This window comes from Roseomonas rosulenta (assembly GCF_016106005.1).
Lineage (GTDB): Bacteria > Pseudomonadota > Alphaproteobacteria > Acetobacterales > Acetobacteraceae > Neoroseomonas > Neoroseomonas rosulenta.
The window spans coordinates 15,446-33,908 of the sequence record NZ_JACADR010000018.1 but is presented as its reverse complement, the minus strand read 5'-3'; the positions used below and the strand labels follow the sequence as shown (position 1 = coordinate 33,908).

21 protein-coding genes are annotated in these 18,463 nt (G+C 70.8%); 13 read left to right on the top strand and 8 right to left on the bottom strand.

The window, feature by feature from the left end; genetic code table 11:
- Positions 1-249: 249 nt before the first annotated feature.
- On the bottom strand, positions 250-438 hold the full coding sequence (locus tag HW578_RS04705) for a hypothetical protein (protein ID WP_198369386.1): 189 nt from the start codon (positions 436-438) through the stop codon (positions 250-252).
- A gap of 402 nt (positions 439-840) precedes the next feature.
- Here HW578_RS04705 and HW578_RS04700 point away from each other — a divergent pair, with 402 nt between their 5' ends.
- Positions 841-1,050, top strand: a complete 210-nt coding sequence (locus HW578_RS04700; RefSeq protein WP_198369385.1) for a hypothetical protein — start codon at positions 841-843, stop codon at positions 1,048-1,050.
- 71 nt (positions 1,051-1,121) lie between these two features.
- On the opposite strand, the gene HW578_RS04695 is transcribed toward HW578_RS04700, so the two are convergent.
- Positions 1,122-2,369 carry a DUF2254 domain-containing protein gene (locus tag HW578_RS04695; protein WP_198369384.1) on the bottom strand — a complete coding sequence of 416 codons (1,248 nt, stop codon included), beginning with the start codon at positions 2,367-2,369 and terminating at the stop codon, positions 1,122-1,124.
- 258 nt (positions 2,370-2,627) lie between these two features.
- Here HW578_RS04695 and HW578_RS04690 point away from each other — a divergent pair, with 258 nt between their 5' ends.
- The 4 genes from HW578_RS04690 (at position 2,628) to HW578_RS04675 (ending at position 5,395) form a co-directional block, all read left to right on the top strand.
- Complete coding sequence (locus HW578_RS04690) at positions 2,628-2,825, top strand: hypothetical protein (protein WP_198369383.1); 198 nt, start codon at positions 2,628-2,630, stop codon at positions 2,823-2,825.
- A 93-nt stretch (positions 2,826-2,918) separates the two neighbouring features.
- Positions 2,919-3,104: a hypothetical protein gene (locus tag HW578_RS04685; RefSeq protein WP_198369382.1), complete on the top strand. Its 186-nt coding sequence runs from the start codon at positions 2,919-2,921 to the stop codon at positions 3,102-3,104.
- A gap of 27 nt (positions 3,105-3,131) precedes the next feature.
- Positions 3,132-3,671, top strand: a complete 540-nt coding sequence (locus HW578_RS04680; protein ID WP_198369381.1) for a hypothetical protein — start codon at positions 3,132-3,134, stop codon at positions 3,669-3,671.
- Positions 3,671-5,395: a SulP family inorganic anion transporter gene (locus HW578_RS04675; protein WP_198369380.1), complete on the top strand. Its 1,725-nt coding sequence runs from the start codon at positions 3,671-3,673 to the stop codon at positions 5,393-5,395. The genes HW578_RS04680 and HW578_RS04675 overlap by 1 nt, the downstream gene beginning before the upstream one ends.
- Positions 5,396-5,602: 207 nt before the next feature.
- On the opposite strand, the gene HW578_RS04670 is transcribed toward HW578_RS04675, so the two are convergent.
- Positions 5,603-6,286 carry a Crp/Fnr family transcriptional regulator gene (locus HW578_RS04670; protein WP_198369379.1) on the bottom strand — a complete coding sequence of 228 codons (684 nt, stop codon included), beginning with the start codon at positions 6,284-6,286 and terminating at the stop codon, positions 5,603-5,605.
- Positions 6,283-6,471, bottom strand: a complete 189-nt coding sequence (locus HW578_RS04665; protein WP_198369378.1) for a hypothetical protein — start codon at positions 6,469-6,471, stop codon at positions 6,283-6,285. Before HW578_RS04665 ends, HW578_RS04670 begins: the two co-directional genes overlap by 4 nt.
- Positions 6,472-6,705: 234 nt before the next feature.
- On the opposite strand from HW578_RS04665, the gene HW578_RS04660 reads away from it, so the two are divergent.
- Genes HW578_RS04660 through HW578_RS04640 form a run of 5 tightly spaced genes read left to right on the top strand, consistent with a single transcriptional unit; the run spans position 6,706 to position 13,382 of the window.
- Positions 6,706-7,704, top strand: a complete 999-nt coding sequence (locus HW578_RS04660; RefSeq protein WP_198369377.1) for an ABC transporter substrate-binding protein — start codon at positions 6,706-6,708, stop codon at positions 7,702-7,704.
- Complete coding sequence (locus HW578_RS04655) at positions 7,701-9,641, top strand: sensor histidine kinase (RefSeq protein ID WP_198369376.1); 1,941 nt, start codon at positions 7,701-7,703, stop codon at positions 9,639-9,641. The genes HW578_RS04660 and HW578_RS04655 overlap by 4 nt, the downstream gene beginning before the upstream one ends.
- Positions 9,638-10,036 carry a response regulator gene (locus tag HW578_RS04650; RefSeq protein ID WP_198369375.1) on the top strand — a complete coding sequence of 133 codons (399 nt, stop codon included), beginning with the start codon at positions 9,638-9,640 and terminating at the stop codon, positions 10,034-10,036. The genes HW578_RS04655 and HW578_RS04650 overlap by 4 nt, the downstream gene beginning before the upstream one ends.
- Positions 10,033-11,274 (top strand): adenylate/guanylate cyclase domain-containing protein, encoded by a 1,242-nt coding sequence (locus HW578_RS04645; protein WP_198369374.1) that lies wholly within the window; start codon positions 10,033-10,035, stop codon positions 11,272-11,274. The genes HW578_RS04650 and HW578_RS04645 overlap by 4 nt, the downstream gene beginning before the upstream one ends.
- Positions 11,271-13,382, top strand: a complete 2,112-nt coding sequence (locus tag HW578_RS04640) for a cyclic nucleotide-binding domain-containing protein (protein WP_198369373.1) — start codon at positions 11,271-11,273, stop codon at positions 13,380-13,382. Before HW578_RS04645 ends, HW578_RS04640 begins: the two co-directional genes overlap by 4 nt.
- Positions 13,383-13,944: 562 nt before the next feature.
- Here HW578_RS04640 and HW578_RS04635 read toward each other — a convergent pair.
- The 4 genes from HW578_RS04635 to HW578_RS04620 form a co-directional block, all read right to left on the bottom strand.
- Complete coding sequence (locus HW578_RS04635) at positions 13,945-15,630, bottom strand: sensor histidine kinase (RefSeq protein ID WP_232478670.1); 1,686 nt, start codon at positions 15,628-15,630, stop codon at positions 13,945-13,947.
- A complete protein-coding gene (locus HW578_RS04630; protein WP_198369390.1) occupies positions 15,627-15,833 on the bottom strand; it encodes a NepR family anti-sigma factor in 207 nt (68 codons plus the stop codon). Before HW578_RS04630 ends, HW578_RS04635 begins: the two co-directional genes overlap by 4 nt.
- Before the next feature lie 6 nt (positions 15,834-15,839).
- On the bottom strand, positions 15,840-16,487 hold the full coding sequence (locus tag HW578_RS04625; protein WP_198369371.1) for a sigma-70 family RNA polymerase sigma factor: 648 nt from the start codon (positions 16,485-16,487) through the stop codon (positions 15,840-15,842).
- A 139-nt stretch (positions 16,488-16,626) separates the two neighbouring features.
- Positions 16,627-17,118 carry a sigma-70 family RNA polymerase sigma factor gene (locus HW578_RS04620; RefSeq protein ID WP_198369370.1) on the bottom strand — a complete coding sequence of 164 codons (492 nt, stop codon included), beginning with the start codon at positions 17,116-17,118 and terminating at the stop codon, positions 16,627-16,629.
- Between the two features lie 66 nt (positions 17,119-17,184).
- Between HW578_RS04620 and HW578_RS04615 the strand changes: the two genes are divergently transcribed.
- The 3 genes from HW578_RS04615 (at position 17,185) to HW578_RS04605 (ending at position 18,452) form a co-directional block, all read left to right on the top strand.
- A complete protein-coding gene (locus HW578_RS04615; RefSeq protein ID WP_198369369.1) occupies positions 17,185-17,904 on the top strand; it encodes a PhyR family response regulator anti-anti-sigma factor in 720 nt (239 codons plus the stop codon).
- Between the two features lie 78 nt (positions 17,905-17,982).
- Complete coding sequence (locus tag HW578_RS04610) at positions 17,983-18,186, top strand: CsbD family protein (RefSeq protein WP_198369368.1); 204 nt, start codon at positions 17,983-17,985, stop codon at positions 18,184-18,186.
- A 101-nt stretch (positions 18,187-18,287) separates the two neighbouring features.
- A complete protein-coding gene (locus tag HW578_RS04605) occupies positions 18,288-18,452 on the top strand; it encodes a DUF1328 domain-containing protein (protein ID WP_198369367.1) in 165 nt (54 codons plus the stop codon).
- Positions 18,453-18,463: the final 11 nt, after the last annotated feature.

Sequence of the window (18,463 nt, the reverse complement as noted above, 5' to 3'; positions counted from 1 at the left end):
CCGCGGGCCGCGGCGCGCCCTGCGCGGCGGCGCGCTGCAGCGCGAGGCCCGCCACGCTGGTGAATCCGATGCCACCACACATGAGCACCGCGAGCGCCTGGCGCCAGCCCGGCCAGCGCACGAAGCCGCCAAGGGCCACAGGGTGCTGCATCACGTCCTCCGGTCTGGCGGGGCATTGTCGCGCGGGGCAGCGCCGCCCGTGGCTGCTCCACGACATGTTTAGCATCTCAGCATGGATGGCGGTCCCGGTCACTGGTTCGTGGTGGCGAACATGGCGAGGACCTCCGCCTCGAGGTCGCGCACGGGGGGGCACTCCTCGGCCTCGCGGCGCGGCACGGTGGCGGAGGGCCGCTCGAAGGCGTCCAGCCCGCCCGGCACCAGGCGGTCGTCCTCCCAGGCACTGCGGGGCGCCCCGCCCACCAGGGAGCGCTGCCGCATCGACCGCGCTTCGCCCGGGAAGCGGGCGAGCCCCGTTGCCAGGTCTGGCTGAGGGGCGGATGGATCGGCCATCGCCGTGCGGCTCCGCCCGGCAGAACCCGTGCGCGCGTCGGCCGGCCGGGTGGGTAGTCCTGTGGGCCTGATGGCCCCCCAACGCCCGGCGGGACGCACGCGGGAGACTGCCGATGACGCCCGACCACGTGCTCGTTCCCTTCGCTGACCTTGGCCTCGATGCGTGGCAGAGGGGTCGCGATGCGTCGCGCCGGCGCGGCAATGCCGTCCTGGAGCGCGAGGACGAGGCGATCCTGCGCGTGCTGCGCTGGATCAGGCTGCCGGCGACGCATGGGGACGAACGCGACTTCCCCATGAACCGCCGCACGCGCGGCGGTAGGGCAGGAAGCGATGCGCCGCGCGGAGTTCAAGCGCGTCCTGCGCCGCCGGTTCTTCATGCTCCCGATGGACGAGGTGCGCGCCATCGAGACTCTGCCGACGCTCCTGCCCGAGGAGCCCGCGCCACGTTGCTTCCAGTTGCGGGGGGAGATCATCGACAACCCGGGCGGCGCGCCCGGCGATGTCGGCTGGCGCCTGAGCCGGAAGCAAGCGGAGGCGTGACCATAACCCCATGCCGCACCTGCATCCCACAAGGCGAGGTGCGGCCAGGGCGGATCGCGCCCATCGCGGCGCTACCGCGTCAGGCCGAGCCCTTGCGGATCCGCCTGCCGCGCGGCGGCCCTGTCCTCCTCGTCGAAGGTCGAGCGTTCGATGGCCGCATCCACGTGCCGCAGGTACCGGTCGATGCTCGCGGCACGTTCGTTTTCGCCGAGAAGCTCCGCGAGACCGGCGAGCGCCGAGCGCAACCGCCGCATCACCTGCACGGAGGTTGCGCCGAACACCCGGATCTCATCGAAGGCGAGGGCAAGGTAGTCCTCCCAGCCCGGCGTCGGGAAGACGACGCGCACCACCCCCGAGGTGTCGGTCAGGCGTCCGTCCGCAAGCTCATTGCGCGCCAGGCGGCGCAGGAGGTCCTCGATCTGGTCGAGGGCCTGCACCGCCGTGGTCGGGTCGTTGATCGCGGGCGACAGTGCCTTGATGGCGATGTCGACCAGAAGCCGGATGGGGTATTTCGGGTCCTGCTCGAAGGTGCGGTCCGGGCCGAGCCGGACGGCGCCGCGGAGCGCGGCGTCCGGGATCCTCCCCGCACCGCCGAGGACACGCAGCATGACGCTGCCTTCCATCAACATGTCGCCGACGGCGCATTCCACCGTGATGCGCGCGCCGGCACCCTGCGCGAGGGCCATCAGGCGTGGGATGTCGTAGCGCTGGACGTAGAGCGGCGATCCGGCATGGCGCAGCACCTGAGTCACCGGGCCCGGCGCCAACTCCGTGGAGAGGTCGGCCCCGTGCCCGTTGACCCGCGGTGCCGATGCCTGGGCAGTCTGCCGGATGACGTCGCGCCCCTGGTCCCCGATGTAGCGCAGCGTGTTGGTGATCTGCAGATCACCCAGGCGGCGCAGCAGCAGGCCGAAGGTCACCATGCTGACGAACAGCAGGCTGACGGCGATGACCGATGAGATCGCCGGCACCCGGCCCGCGCCTTCCCTGTCCACCCAGGCCGCGGCCGCGAGCGCGTAGGTGAAGGTCGCGAAGAAGACTCCGAGCGCGTGGAACAGGACCGGATCGCGCGCGAAGCGGTTGGCGAAGCGCGGCGAGTAGGTCACCGCGCTGAACTGCAGCATCACGAAGGCGATGGAGAAGACGATGCCCGTCAGCGCCATCATCCCCGATGCGATGGCGGACTGCACGGCCAGCGCGGCGGCGGCGGAGATGCCGATGTCGAGCGGCAGGTCCATGGCGTGCTCGATCCGCGGCAGCACCAGGGCGGCCACCAGGCTCACGAGGGTGTAGACGATCGGAATAAGCCAGACCGGCATGCGGCACGTCCTTCGGATATGGCCTTGCTCCGCTGCCCGCGCGCCCGGGCGGGAAGGGACCTGCCGACGGCAATGTGGAGCGGGCCGCCGCACGGCGCCATGACCATCGCGCGCTGGCCCGCGCGCATCGCAGAGGTCCGGGCGTCACGCTGACTTGCGCCTTCGGAGCGGCCGCGCCGCGCATTGGCGCCGCGCGCGGTGCCGCCTGATCCCCCCGCATCACGATCCGTCCGGTGCGGACGATGCCGGAGATCGGACATGCGACGCCGCACCCTGCTTCTGCCGCCGTTCCTGGCGCCCTGCCAGTCGATGGACACGGACCGGACCACCACCTCGGACGGCGTCGTCGGGACCGTGAATCCCCGGTCGCGCGAACTGCTCCTGCGCGGTCCGGCCGGCGCGCAGGCAGCCAGGCTGCTGACGGTCATCGCGGGCGGTGCCTTGTTCCGGCTATAAGTCCAGACGCTGCGCATGCGGCTCGCCATGATGCGAGGCAGGGTCGCGGCGCAAGGCTTCGGATGCCGGGACAAGCACCGAGGATGAGCCAGGATGCCCGAGAAGACCAAGGATCGGAACGCGCGCGGCACGGGGCCAGGGAAGGGAGCAACGCCCGCGCGCGAGGCGTTGCTGCCGCCGCTCAAGGACCGTGCCGCCTGGCGCGCGGGGCTCCGCGACCACGAGGCGATGGTCGCCGCCCTGCGGGCGGGGCACTTCGGGATCCGTTCGGAAGCCTGACGCGCGGGCGACAGCACAGGAACAGCCATGGTGGAGCATCGTTTCATGGACGCGGCGGACACGGCACAGGGGCCATCGGACCAGGCTGGTGCCCGCCGTGACGGCGCAGCCGTGCCGAGCCGGCAGCTCCGCCGCAGGGGGGCCCTGGCGATTGCCTTCGCGCTGCCGGCCTGCGGCGCGATCCAGCGCGGGGCCGCGCGCGACCGGGCTGCGCTGGCCGGGCGCGAGCGGCATGCCTGGGTGATCCGCAATGCCCGGCTCGGCGCCGATTGGCAGGAGACCGAGCGCGCCGTGCTCACCATCGCCGGCCGCGCCATCTCGAGCATGATCGCCCACAGCGGGCAGAATGACGTGCTGCGCCTGCAGACGCAGGCCGAGCGAGACCGCGTCGATTTCAACCTCGCCTATATCAAGGACGACTTCACCCTGCCCTGGGAACGGCCCTTCGACCACGCGTGGATGCAGGCGCTCTTTGAATACGGCCGGCAGCGCGCCCTCGATGGCCGGGCCTGGGACCAGACCGCCCCCTGCCTCGCCGGCGGCCGCCGGCCGGCGCGGGGCCGCTGATGACGACGGAACGCCCCACGCAGGGACACCGGCTGCGTGCCGGCGTGCTGGCGCTGTTTCCGCCGCTGCTGTGGCTGCGCGGCTATTCGCCGCAATGGCTGCGCGGCGACCTGGTGGCGGGGGTCACGCTCGCGGCCTATGCCGTGCCGGTCGCGCTGGCCTATGCGACGCTCGCGGGGCTGCCGCCGCAGGTGGGCGTCTATGGCTACATGCTGGGCGGGATCGGCTATGCGCTGCTCGGCTCGTCGCGGCATCTCGCGATCGGGCCGACCTCGGCGATCTCGCTCATGCTCGCCGCGAATGTCGGCATCATGGCCGGCGGCGATCCCGCGCGATACGCCGCGATCGCGAGCCTTGCCGCCTTCGCGGTCGCGCTGCTGTGCCTCGTCGCCTGGGCCTTGAGGCTGAGCGTGCTGACCAAGCTGATCAGCGACAGTATCCTGGTCGGTTTCAAGGCAGGCGCCGGCATCACGATTGCGGTGACCCAGTTGCCGGCGCTGTTCGGCATCGCGGGTGGCGGCCACAACGTGATCGAGCGTCTGATTGCTCTGGCGAGCCAGTTGCCGGGGCTCAGCACGGTCACGCTTGCGATCGGGCTGGTGGCACTCATGCTGCTCGTCGCCGGGGGCAGGTTGTTGCCAGGGCAGCCCGTGGCGCTCGGGGTCGTGGCGCTCGCAATCCTGGTGACCGGTGTCTTCGGCCTGGCGGGCCAGGGTGTGACCGTCACCGGCCAGATCCCCTCCGGCCTTCCTCACTTCGCCGCGCCCTCGCTCCGCCTGTCGGATGTGGAGGGTATCGTGCCGCTCGCGGCCGGCATCCTGCTGCTGGCCTATATCGAGGGAGTCTCGGCCGCCCGGAGCTTCGCCGAGAAGCACGGTTACGCGCTGAACCCGCGGCAGGAGTTCCTCGGCATCGGTGCGGCGAACCTGCTGGCCGGGCTCGGGCAGGGCTATCCTGTGGCGGGCGGTCTGTCGCAATCCGCGGTGGCGGAGAAGGCCGGCGCCCGGACGCCGCTCACGCTCATCCTGGCCTCGGCGACGCTCGCGCTGTGCCTGCTATTCCTGACCGGGCTGCTTGCGAACCTGCCGAAGGCGGTGCTGGCGGCGGTGGTGCTCACGGCGGTGGCCGGCCTGATCGACGTGCCGGCGCTGGTGCGCCTGTGGCGCGTCAGCCGCCCGGACTTCACGGCCGCCGTCGTCGCGGTCGCGGGCGTGCTGCTGTTCGGCATCCTGCAAGGCATCCTGCTCGCGGCGCTGATTTCCGTGCTCATCATGCTGGTCCGCGCGAGCCGCCCGCATGTCGCCTTCCTCGGTCGCGTTCCCGGCACGACCCGGTATGGCGACATCGCACGCCACCCGGAGAACGAACCGATCTCCGGCGTGATCGCATTCCGCCCGGAAGGATCGCTGCTCTACGTGAACGCGGAGAGCGTGCTCGAGGTCGTTCTCGCGCGGCTTGCCGCACAATCGCCTGGCACGATGCGCCTGGTGGTCTGCGATCTGTCCGCGGCGCCCCATCTCGACCTCGCCGCGGTGGCTATGCTGCGAAAGCTGCATGCCGAGGTGGAGCTCCTCGGTGCACGCCTCGCGGTGACGGGGGCGCATGGCGCCGTGCGCGACCTTCTGCGACGGGAGGGTTTCGCGGACCTCGTCGGTCACGTCGGGCCGGCCTCGACGCTCGAGGCCTTGATCGCCGGGGCGGCAGGACAACGCCGCGAAGCGTGACGCTGCTGGATTGCTTGGCGGACGCAGCCCGAGATCTCGCCGCGTGTGCCGGAGACCGGCGCGATGGCTCGCAAGCGTCGGTGGTCATCGATTCCTGTCCATCGCGCGCACAACGGTGGGACGCTGGGAACGAAACTCTCCGACCCCTTCATCCAGCCGAGTTCGAACGATCGCAGCAGTGCAGCCCGGCAACTGCCGGCGTCCCATTCAAGCCGCAAGGCGCGCGGCAACCGCCTCCTTGAGGAGCATCGGCCTTAGAATGATCAGTGCGCCGCGACTGCGCGCCAGGACTCCCTCTCGCAGCAGCCGCGCGATCTCGCGCGAGACCGGCTCACGTCGTGCGCCGATGCGTTGCGCAAGGATCTGCTGCACTGGCGGCGGGGAGATGCTCCGGCTACCGTCCGCGGCCGGCGGCCCGGCAGCCCGCAGGAGATCCGCATACAACCGGTGGCGTATGTCGAGGCTCGTCAGCTCCAGCATTCGCGAATTCGCCTCGCGGATGCGGGCAGTCAGCAATTGCATCATTCGCCGCGAAAGCGCCGGCGACTCCGCTAGAATCGTCATGAACAGCGCGCCAGGCACGCGGCATACGCGGCTGCGATGCAGTGCTGTCACGCTTGCGGAGCGCGATGCGCCGTCGATTGCCGCCATCTCGCCGAAGAAGCCGCCCGCCGGCACGTCCTGCAGGATCAGTTCCCGTCCACCCGGCGTGCGAACCGCAATCCGGACGCTGCCCGACAGGACGAAGAAGACGTCGTCCGACGGATCATCGAAGTTCAATATCAACTGTCCCGGCTCGGCACTGAGCCACAAGGCACGGGCGTCATGGCGGCGCAACCGATCGGCCGGCAGGGTCCGGAAGAACTCGATCGAGGCGAGGCTCTCGCTCACCCGATCACGTCCGTGGCTCGGCCGAGCGGGAAGGGCACCAGGTCAAGGCCGGGCAGCCCGGCGGCAGGGCGTCTCAGCACGAGATCAAACCGCGCCGGCTGCTCGGTGGGCACGCGCCCGCGGCGCCTGCCGCAGTACGGCCAGCGGCTCGCGGTCAGCCAGCGCTCGTGCTTGCTGCTGCGCACTCCGGCGCGTCCTGGCATGTGTCGTCCCCCCTTTGCCGCGGCGCGACTTTGGCGAGCATCCGCTTCACTATATGTGCGAAATCGCACACACTGCAACGGTAGCAATTCGGCACACTTCCCGAAGTTGCGGGAGCCGGATCGGCAATCTTCGCCGCAAGCCTGCGGTAATGACGGAAGGCGCGCAGCGTCGCACGATCGCCCGCGACGAGCGGTACCTGGAATCGGAGGTGCACCATGGCGGAATTCAACCCCGAGACCTGCTTCGCCACGCGCCGCGCAGTCCTTGCGGGGCTCACGGCGGCACCTGCGCTCACGCAGCCTGCTGGCGCGCAATCCCTCCGGCCGCTGCGCATCGGCTACATCGTCAACGGGCCGGAGCGCACGATCTTCGAGGAGAAGTTCGAGCTCGGCATGCGCGAGAGCGGCTACGTGCTCGGCCGCAACCTCATTATCGACTACCGCCACCAGCTGCGCCCCGACCATGACCTCAGCACGGTGATGCGCGACTTCGTCGCCGCGCGCGTGGACGCGATCGTCGCTTCGACGCGCGGCGGCGTCCTGGCCGCGCGCGCCGCGACCAGCAGCATCCCGATCATCTTCGGCGCGACACGCGACGCGATCCAGGACGGGTTGGTGCAAAGCCTCGCCAGACCCGAAGCCAATGTCACCGGCCAGTCCTTCCACGCCGGCGAGCTGTCGGCCAAGCGCGTGCAGCTGATGCGCGAGGCCTTCCCGGACGACAGGAAGTTCGCTGCCATCTTCAACGTCTATTATCCCTCGACGATCCAGATCGAGGAGGCGTCCCGCGCCCAGTCCGCGCTTGGCATCGAACTCGTCCTGCGCGGCATCGCCGTTCCCGAGGGCCTGGATGAAGCCTTCGCTGCGCTCAAGCGCGACGGCGTGGCGGCGCTCTTCGTGGTCTCCGACGTCTCGACCATCACCAACAGGGTCCGGCTCGGCGAGGTCGCCGTCAGGCACCGCATGCCGATGATGATGTCCAACAAGCGCTATCTGACCGGCGGTGGCCTCATGAGCTACGGCCCCGACATCAGCGAGGGCTTCCGCAGGGCTGCGCGGCAGGTGGTCCGCGCGGCCAACGGTACGCCGATCAGCTACCTGCCGGTGGAGAATCCCACCCACTTCGAATTCGTGATAGACCTGCGCGCCGCACGGGCGCTCGACGTCGAGATCGCATCGTCGATCCTGGACCGCGCCGACGAGCTGATTGAATGACCCGCAGGGGGCTCTCCTTGGGCCAGCGGCTGACCCTCGCCTTCCTGGGTCTTGTCGCCGCGGTCCTGTTGGTGAACGGCAGCATCAGCATCTGGTTCACCTACCGCGATGCCACCGAAGCGGCCGTGCGCGTCGAGCAGGAAAAGGCCGATGCGGCTGCCGACCGGGTTGCGCAGTTCATCGCCGAGCTTGAGCAGCAGATCGGTTGGACCACCCGCCCCGACTGGGCGCGGGTGCCGATGCAGCAGCGCCGCTACGACTTCATTCGCCTGCTGCGCCAGGTGCCGGCCATCACCGAGCTTCGGTACGTGGACGGCGACGGGCGAGAACGCCTCAGGCTGTCCCGCCTCGAACCGGATGCGGTGGACAGCGGCGTCGACCTTTCGGCCGATCCACGCTTCCGAGGCGCCCGGGAGAGCCGCGTCTGGTATGGGCCGGTCACGTTCCGGCAGGGCTCCGAGCCCTACATGACGGTGGCCGTCGCGCATGTCGGGCGCGACCCGGGGGCCACGATCGCCGATGTGAACCTCAAGCTGATCTGGGAAGTCATCACGGCGATACGGGTCGGCGGAATGGGCTACGCCTTCGTCACCGACACGTCCGGGCGCCTCATCGCGCACCCGGACATAAGCCTTGTCCTGCGCGAGACCGATCTTTCCCGCCTTCCGCAGGTCGCCGGCGCCATTGCCGGCGGCGACGAGCGCGTGCGCTCGGCGCGTGGTATCGACGGGCGCGCCGTGCTTTCGGCGAGCGCCCCCATTCCGCGCCTGGGCTGGATCGTCTTCGTCGAGCAGCCGACCGCCGAAGCGCTGGCCCCGGTCTATGCCGCGGCGTACCAGACGCTGGCGCTGCTTGGCCTCGGCGTCGTCCTCGCGCTGCTCGTCGGCGTGGTTCTGGCGCGGCGCCTCACGGATCCGATCCGGGCGCTGCAGGCCGGCGCCGAACGCCTGGGCCGGGGCGACCTCGCGCAGCGCATCGCGGTTGCATCTGCCGATGAGATCGGCACGCTCGCGCTGCGCTTCAACGAAATGGCCAGCCGCATCCAGGAGGCGCAGGAGACCCTGGAAGCCAAGGTCGCCGATCGGACGCGGGAGCTCGCGCAGTCCCTCGAGGAACTAAGCGCCGCCCAGGACCGCCTGGTGCAGACGGAGAAGCTCGCGTCGCTCGGCCAGCTCACCGCCGGCATCGCGCACGAAATCAAGAATCCGCTGAACTTCGTGAACAACTTCGCCGAGCTGTCGATCGAGCTCCTGGCCGAGTTACGCGAGGCGATGGAGCGCGCCGGCGCCGCTCTCGACCCCGCGCTCCGCGCCGAGGTCGAGGAACTCTGCGGCATGCTGCGCGATAACCTCGCCAAGGTGACAGCGCATGGCCGGCGCGCCGACAGCATCGTGCGCAACATGCTCGCCCATTCGCGCGAGGGGAAGGGCGAGCGGCGTCGCGTGGAGCTGAACGATCTGCTCGAGGAGACGCTGAACCTCGCCTGGCACGGCGCGCGCGCCGAGCGGCCAGGCTTCAACGTCACCATCGAGAAGCGCCTCGATCCAGGAGTGGGCCAGCTCGATCTCTTCCCGCAGGAGTTTACCCGCGTGCTGCTGAACCTGTTCGGCAATGCCTTCCATGCCATGCAACAGAAGGAGGCATCCGGCTTCCAGCCGTACCTGCTGGTCACGACGCAGGCCACCCCCGGCGAGGTCATGGTGACTGTGCGCGACAATGGCACCGGCATCCCGGATGCGGTGCGCGGCCACATCTTCGAGCCCTTCTTCACGACAAAGCCCGCGGGACAGGGCACGGGGCTCGGCCTTTCGCTGTCGCACGACATCGTCGTTCAGCAGCATGGCGGGCGCATCGACGTAGCGACCGAGCCGGGCGCCTGGACCGAGTTCACCATCACCCTGCCGCGTGAATCGCTGGCGACGGAGCGCGCGGCGTGAGCGTCCTCGTTCTCGTGGTGGACGACGAGCCGGACATAGAGGCTCTGTTCCGCCAGCAGTTCCGCCGCGACCTCCGTTTGCAACGCTTCGCGATGGACTTCGCTGCCTCGGGCCCGCAGGCGCTGGGCCTCATCGCCGCCGCCCAGGGGCGCAGCATCATCCTGCTTCTGTCGGATGTGAACATGCCAGGTATGAGCGGCTTCGACCTCCTCACGCGTGCCCGCGCGCTCCGGCCCGACCTGCCGGTGGTGATGATCACCGCGTATGACGACGCGGCGACGCGCGCGCGCGCCGGCGCCGCGGGCGCCGACGGTCTCCTCGCCAAGCCCATCGACTTCGCCCTGCTGCGCGAGGAGATCGAGCGGCGCCTGCCGGCAGCGGGGGCCGACGCATGAGCCTGATCCTGGTGGTGGACGACGAACCCGACCTTGAAGCGCTGATTCTCCAGAAGTTCCGGCGCGAGGTACGCGAAGGGCGGCTTGTGTTCCGGTTCGCCCGCGATGGGATCGAGGCGCTCGAACGCCTTGCCGAGGCTCCGGACACCGCGCTCGTCCTGGCCGACATCAACATGCCGAGGATGGACGGGCTGACGCTGCTGGCGCGCCTGCAGGACATGGTCGATCCGCCCGCCACCGTGATCGTCTCGGCCTACGGCGACATGGCGAACATTCGCACCGCGATGAACCGCGGGGCGTTCGACTTCCTGACCAAGCCGATCGACTTCGCCGACCTCGAGGCGACCATGACGAAGACCCTGCGCCACGTCGAGCAGCGCCGCGCGGCCGAGGCACGGCGTCTGGAAGCGGAGCGCGCCCATGCGGCGCTTGCGCGCTACTTTTCGCCCAATCTTGCCCGCGAGCTGGCGGATGCGGAACGCTCGCTTGACCTCGGCGGCCAGTGGCGGGAGGTCAGCGCGGTCTTCACCGACATTTCCGGCTTCACGCCGCTCGTGGAAGCGCTCGAGCCCTCTGCGCTCGCTGTCCTCCTGAACGCCTACATCGCGGGCATGACCGACATTGCCTTCGCGCACGGCGGAACGGTGGCGAAGGTGATGGGCGATGGGATGCTGCTGCTGTTCGGCGCGCCGGACGCTCAGCCGGACCACGCGGCGCGCGCCGTGGCCTGTGCGCTGGCGCTCGACGCCTTCTCCGAAGCCTTCCGCACGCGCCGCGCGGCGGAGGGAACCCTGCTTGGCGTCACGCGCATCGGGGTGCACAGCGGGCCCGCGCTGGTGGGAGACTTCGGCGGCGGGCGGCACTTCGACTACGCCGCCTATGGCGAGACCATCAACCTCGCCGCACGGCTCGAGACGGCGAACAAGGCGCTCGGGACGCGCGTGCTCGCGTCGGTCGCGACGGCGGAACGCATCGGCGGCTTCCAGGGGCGCCCGGCGGGGGACCTCATGCTGCGCGGATCACGTCGCCCGATCGCGGCCTTCGAGCCGCTGACATCCGATCGCGCGAGCACGCCTGACATCCTGGCCTATGCCGACGCCTTCGCACGCCTTGGCGCCACGGATGCCGAAGCCGCGCCGGCGATGGCGCGGCTGGCCGCCAATGGCGACGCGCTGGCCGGGTTCCACGCGAGGCGGCTTGCGGCTGGCGGCACGGGCCGGCTCATCGACCTCGCATGACGCCCTGGACGGAGGCACGCGCCGGCCTCCATGCCGGTATCCTCGCCGCCACGCAGACGTTGACCCACGGCTTGATCGCCTTCGCCGCCCTCGGCGCCGCAGGGGTCGCCTTCGGCATGGCGGCGGGGCTCGCTGCCTCGGCCCTGGCGGGCCTCGCCGTCGCCCTGTTCGGTGCGACCCGCCCGCTCATCGGCACGACGACCGCGGCCACGGTCCTGGTCACCGCAGGGTTGATCGCGGCCGTCGAGCCCGCCTCGGCCGGGCAGGCCGTGCTACTGGCCATGCTCCTTGCCGGCACTGCAGGAGTGCTGATGATGGGGCTGGCAGCGACGGGCCTCGCGCGGCTCGCGGCGCTGATTCCGACCCCCGTCACTCAGGGCCTTGGCAACGCCATCGCCCTCCTCGTCATCCTGGGTCAAGTGCCCATGCTGGCCGGCGCAGGGCCTGGCGCGGCGTTGCCCTGGCACTTGCCACTGCCGGGCGCGTCCGCCGTGGCCGTGCTCGCGCTGGCGATGATGCTGCGGCCCCTGCCGGGCCTGCCCGCGCCGATCTTCGCGCTGGCGGCGGCGACCGGCCTGGATCATCTGCTGGCGGCGCTGGGCATCGCAACCGGGCCATCGGTTGGCGTGGCGCCCGACTTCGGGACGCTTTTCGCCGGTATCGCAACAGTCCTCGCCGTGCCGGGCCCGTTCCCGCCTCTCGATCTGGTGCTGCCGGCGGCGCTGTCGCTCGCCCTGCTCGCCACCTTCGAGACCCTCGGCGCCGCCGCGGCCCTGCGCGAGGCCTCGGGCCGGCGCGGCGACCAGACGCGAGACCTTCGCGCCGCCGCCATCGGAATGCTGGCTGGCGCGGCCAGCGGAGGCATGCCCGCTGCCGGCCTCACGGTGCCGAGCATGGCCTGCTGGACGGCAGGGGGGCGCGGGCGCGCCGCGCAGGCCTGGCGCGCCGCGGTGCCGCTCGCGCTCCTCGCCGCCGGCGGCGTGCTCATCGCGGCAATGCCTTTCGCCGCGCTGTCGGGCGTGCTGTGCGGCGCGGTGGCGCGGCTTGTCCGGATGCCCGCCTCACCCTTCGCCGCAGGTCCGGGTCGCATGCGGCGCCTGGGGGACTTGCTCATCGTGTTGTTCGTCATGGCGGTCGCGGTCACCTTCGGCCTGGTCGCCGCGGTCGGCGCAGGCGTGCTGCTCGCCGTACTGCTGTTCACCGCGTCCGTGGCGACGTCGCCCGTACGCCGGGTCTCGAGGAATCCGGTGGGGCGGTCGCGCATCCGCCGTCCTGCCGAGGAGGAGCGCGCGCTGTACCGCACCGGCGAGGCGATCGCGCTCATCGAACTCGAGGGCCCGATTTTCTTCGGCAGCGCGGAACGCATTCTGCTGGGCGCCGAGGCGGAAGTCGCCACAGGCGCCACGGTGCTGATCCTCGACCTCTCGCGCGTCACGCGCATGGATCTCTCGGGCGGGCGGCGACTGATCGAGATCTGCCGCGTCCTGCCGGGCCGGGTGCTCCTGGCGCCGCTGCATCGCGGCAGTCGCGCGGCCGAGGAGATCGCAGCGCTCGGGCTCGCCGCCCACATCCCCCCCGGCGCGGCCTTCGACGACCTGCCGGCGGCGGTGGAGGCGGCGGAAGCACTCGCGCTCGCGGACATCGAGGCCGAGCGGCCGGCCCCGCCAGGCACGCCCCGCGCGGCGCTGGAGGCATTGGGAATCCCGCCTTCGGCGGTCGGGCCCCTGCTCGCGCTGTGCAGCGAGGCGCGATTCCCCGATGGCCAGCCGATCCTGCGCCGGGGCGAGCCATCGGACGCCGCCTATCTGCTGCTCTCCGGAGAGGTGTTGATCAGCCTGCCTGCCGGCGAGGCGCGGCCCGCAACCCGGCTTGCGGTGCTGGCGCCCGGCGTCCTCTTCGGCGAGTCGGCCCTTCTGGGCCAGATGCGCCGGAGCGCGGACGTGACCGCACGCGGCGCGGTGCACTGCCTGCGGCTCGATGCCGCCGCCGCCGAGCGTCTGCGCGTGACGGCGCCCGGCACAGCCTGGCATCTCATGGCCATGGTGGCGCGCCAGCTCTCGGTGCAGGTGCGCACGGCAAATGCCATCATTGATCGGCTCGAAGCCTGAGGGACTCATGCCGCGATGGGGCGATCGCGCGCCTGCGCGCCGTCTCGGCGACCGACGCTGGAGCGCGGGGCTTCGGGGCGAGGGATCGCCTCCGCCATTCCGCCCTGCGCGCTTGTTTGCGCAGAGTGCCGTGCTCGGACACCTGCAGCCCGACGGCGTCAACCGGGATGCAACCGGAGAGGCGGATGCCGCCGGCGACGCTCGTTGCAGAGGGCGCCACCACTACCACCGGTGCGAGGGCCTGCCGCCAGCCCGGCACGGCGCGCAGCCGGAAGCCGATCGGCTCGGCGGTGGGGAGGCCGGCGGCAGTGGCGCCGAGCGAGCTGCCATAGCCCAGCCTGGCCTCGACCGAAGCCGGAAGTTACTCAACCCGGTAGCCGGCGAGGTGCGCGGAGCCGGCTGCGGACCATGACAGGGCCAGGACCCTCAGGCTCTCTTGACGATGCTGGATCGCTCGACGGACCGCGTCAGTCGTGCGGGCGCATCCGCGAAGTCCCGGCCCCATGGCGCGCCCCTCCATGCCATGGAGAAGACTGCGCCATCAAAGCCTGGGACCAGACGTCTAGGCGCGCTCCAACGGGAACGCGACGCTGATCCGCGTGCCACCATCGCCGGTGATCACGGCCGTTCCGCCGAGATGCGAAGCGAAGCCCTGGATCAGGGCCAGCCCAAGCGCATCCGTGCGGTCGGCATCGGGCGGCAGGCCGATGCCGTCGTCGGCGACGACGAGCTCGGCGTTCGCACCGTCACGCCGCAGGGACACCAGGATCGTCCCCGCGCGCCCGTCCGGGAAGGCATGCTGGACCGCGTTGCTGACCGCCTCCGTGATCAGGAGCGTGAGCGAGTCGGCCTGGTCGGCTTCCAGGTCGATATCCTCGACCTCCACCTTCATCGTCACCTGCCCGTCCCGCGAACTGCCCGCATGCTCGCGGAGTTGCTGGCACAGTTCCTCGATGAAGGGCCGCAGCCTGATACGTCCCGGCTGTGTCGCACGCGAGAGGTGACGATAGAGGGTCGCGAGCGCCCGGACCCGGTACCGCGTCAGTGCCAGTTCCGCCTTCACCTCGGCCTGCCGCGAATTCTCGGCCTGCATGCCGAGCAGCGAGGCGACGATCTGGAGATTGTTGTGGACCCGGTGGTGCATTTCCTCGATCGCGAGATCGCGCTGCTTCAGCGTCGCCTGCAGCGCGGTCTCGCGCTGAGCGATCGCGCCGCTCGCAGCCAGCAGCGCGGTGTCGAGGTCCTTCATCTCCGCCGGGTCGTGGCTGCCCCGGATGGCGGCATAGGGCTCCCGTGGCGACCAGCCGCGCACCTGCAGGGCGAGGCGTCGCAACGGCCGGGCGACGCTGAGTTCGACGCCAATCAGCACCACCACCAGGCAGGCCAGGACGAAGCCGACGATCTCGATCAACCTCTGCCGCAGCGCACCGAGCGCGGCGCGCCGCACATCATCCATCGGCACGCCGACCATCAGGCGCAGGCCGGGCCGAACGGTTCCAACCGACCAGGCATGGGCTTCGCCGGAGCGCGCGGCGGCCTCGAACGGTCCGGCACCGCCGACTGGCGGCTCGCCAACAGGCAGGTCGGCCTCGGTCGCCGGGGTCAGAGCGAAGGTCGTGCCGACGCGATCCAGGAGCCAGATCCGGTGCGGGCCGGCGATCTGCGCCTCCGGCACGGGCTGGACGAGCCTGATGGTGGCGCCGATCACGCCGCGCGGCGCATCGTCGGCGGGCGGGATGGGCACCGCGGCGGGCATCAGGGCGACACCCGACGCGGCATCCATCTCGAAACCACCGAGCACGAGCCTCGCTTCGCCGCGAAAGGGCGGTAGGCCCAGGCCGGCTTCTCCGCGTTCCGCCCCCGGCGGCGCGCCGCAGCGCGGGCGCCCGTCCTGGTCCAGAATCCACACGGATGCGATGCGCCGCGGGAAGACTGCCTGGGCGGCGCGCAGCGTCTCCTCGCAGGCCATCGGCGACAGGCCGGCACCACGGGCGAGCGAGAGCAGCATCTCCTCGACCATGTCGAGCACGGCCCGATGCTCGGCCGAAGCCTGCTCCTGCAACGCCTGCGCCGCTTGCCTGGTGGCCGTGAGGTCAGACGCGTAGTCGTGCCAGGCCTGAGCGCCGGCGATGCCGATGACCGGCACCATCGACACGCCCACGAGAAAGACCAGCCGGCCACGCACCCCTGTCAACAGGCGTCGCAAGGCGGGCGGTCGGGCGGCCTCGATCGGGCCGCCCTGGATCATTTCCGCCGGTCTGCTTCGATGAGGCGGATCAGTTCCTCGGGGATGGGCTCCTGCGCCACCTCGTCGAACATGGCGTGCAGCCCGCGGTGCAGCCAGACATCGAAGGCCGCGTCCGGCGTGGCCCTCCTGCGCTTGCGGTCGCGCGCGCTGGCGTCCGGCATCCTGGCCTCGGGGTTCTGCTCGGGGTCGTCGCTCTCTGCCATGACGTCCTACGTGGCCGAGGGCCTCGAACCGCCCGCGCTGCGCGTCAGCCTAGCCGTCGTCCTCGGCCCTGCACCAGCGGCAACCGCCGCAACCTTGCCGCGCGGCCGGCTGTCGTCGCCGAGCAACCAGGCCTCGAGCTGCCGACGCGCGCGGAATACGCGGCATTTCGCCGTGCCGACGGGGCAGCCCATTGCGTCCGCCACCTCCTGGTAGGTCAGGCCCTGGACCGAGACCATGATCAGCGCGGCACGTTGGTCGGCGGGCAGGCGCGCGAGATTCCGGCGCAGTTCCTGGAGGGCGATATGGCCCTCCTGGCTCGCGGGGCTTGAGAGCGCCGCGGCGGGGGCATCCTCGATCTCGACCGTGTCCCGCGCCCGCCGGCGGTTCGACAGGAACTGGTTGCGCAGGATGCGGTACAGCCAGGCACCCAGATTCGTGCCGGGCGTGAAGTGCGCCTTCGCGGCCAGCGCATTGGTGACCGCCGCCTGTACGAGGTCGTCTGCGTCGGCGCGGTTCCGCGTCAGCGCCAGCGCCTGGACCCGCAGCCGCGGGAGCAGCGCCACGAGACCGTCGCTGAAGGACGGTTGGGGCTCCGCCCCAGCGGCGCTGACATGGCAGAAGTCGGGGGCGCGGGCGGCATCGTCGAGGGGCATGCGAAGACAACGCATGAGATGCCGAAAAGGTTGCAGGCAAACGATCCGGCATCGCCGGCGGAACGACCTGCAACCATCGGAGGACTTCGCGCATTCTCCCTCCGATGCAGCCACAGCCGAGCCGCGCCCGGGGTCTCGTTCAGTCCCTTTCGCCGAAGCGTTGCGCGAGTGCCGCACGCGCGCGGGAGACGCGCGCCTTCACGGTGCCTGCTGGCGCTCCGCATATCGCGGCCGCCTCCTCGATCGAGAAGCCGAGGGCGGCGACGAGTACCAGGGCTTCGCGCTGGACGACGGAAAGGCTATCGAGCGCGCGGTCGAGTTCGTGCAACTCCGCCGTGCCCTGCTGCGCCGGCGCCGAACTGGCGCCGCGGTCCAGGCGTTCCAGCGCGCGGCGTTCCGCCCCACCCCGGCGCAGCTGCCCCAGGAAGCCGTTACGCAGGATGCGGAAGACCCAGGCGCGCAGGTCGGTGCCCGGTTCCCATCGCGCCTCCTCCGTCATGGCACGCAGGATGGCGTCCTGCACAAGGTCGTCGGCGCGCGCCACGTCCCTGGCCAGGAATCGCGCGAAGGCGCGCAGTTGCGGCAACAGCGCGGCCAGGGCCTGCCGGAAGTCCGATGAAGCGCCCGTCATGCGACATGCTGGCACATCGGACTCACCCGGCGGAACATCTGCGGCAATGCACAGGGGAATGGCACGGTGACCGACGATTCCAATTCGGATCTGCTGCGTGCGCTGCCCTATGCCAGACGGTACGCACGCGCACTGACAGGCTCGCAGACGGATGGCGACAGGCTGGTCGCGGAGGTGCTCCGCGCAGGGCTTCCCGAGATGGCGCCGCGCCTTGCGCTCTACGCCGCGATCACCCGTGCGGCGCCGGCCCCGCACGACGCCTCGCTCCTCACGCCGCGGCAGCGGCAGCTGCTGCTGCTGACGGCGCTCGAGGATCTCCGGCTGAATGACGCGGCCCTGGTCGTCGGCCTGGGTGCGGAGGAGGCGGGATTCGAGATCGAGGTGGCGCGGACCGCGCTGCGAGCCGCGACTGTCACCGACGTCGTCGTCATCGAGGACGAGCCCGTCATCGCGATGGATATCCGCCGCCTGGTCGAGGCATGCGGCCATCGCGTGGTCGGCGTGGCGGCGACCGAGGCTGCCGCCGTCGCGCTTTCGGAGCAGCATCATCCCGGCCTGATCGTCGCGGACATCAACCTCGGGCGCGGCGGCGACGGCATCTCCGCCGTTGCGCGCATCGCGCGGACGATGCCGGTGCCGGTCATCTTCGTGACCGCCTATCCTGAGCGCCTGCTGACCGCCGAGCGGCCGGAGCCGACCTTCCTCATCACCAAGCCCTTCGATCCGATGGCGCTCGCCGTCACCACCTACCAGGCCATCACCGCAGGCCGGCCGCCGATCGTGTGACGGGAGGCAACCCCGGGGCATGCCGCGCGTTTCTGCCTTGTCGCGCCAAGGGCGCGCAATCGGCACAAGGAGATCGCGATGAACTGGGATCAGATCGCCGGCAACTGGAAGCAGATGAACGGAAAGGTCCGCGAGAAGTGGGGCAAGCTCACGGATGACGACCTTGCCGTGGTCGAGGGCAAGCGCGACCAGCTGATCGGCCGCATCCAGGAACGCTACGGCGTCGCGAAGGAGCATGCGGAGGAGCAGGTGAAGGCCTGGGAGAAGGGTCTTTCCTCCTGACCTGAGCACGCCGCCGGGCACGTCCCGGCGGCGCTTTGTCGTCCCGGTAGACACCCGACGCCACGCGCTTGCTGCGCTTGGCGCAGCGCGAGGAAGGCAGCATGCTCTACTGGACCCTGATCTTCCTGGTCGTCGCGCTCGTCGCGGGCGTGCTCGGCTTCGGCGGCATCGCATCGACGGCGAGCGGGATCGCGAGGATCCTGTTCGCGGTGTTCCTCGTCCTCTTCATCATTTCCCTGGTTGCCGGTCGCGGTTGGGTTCGTTGATCCTGCCATCG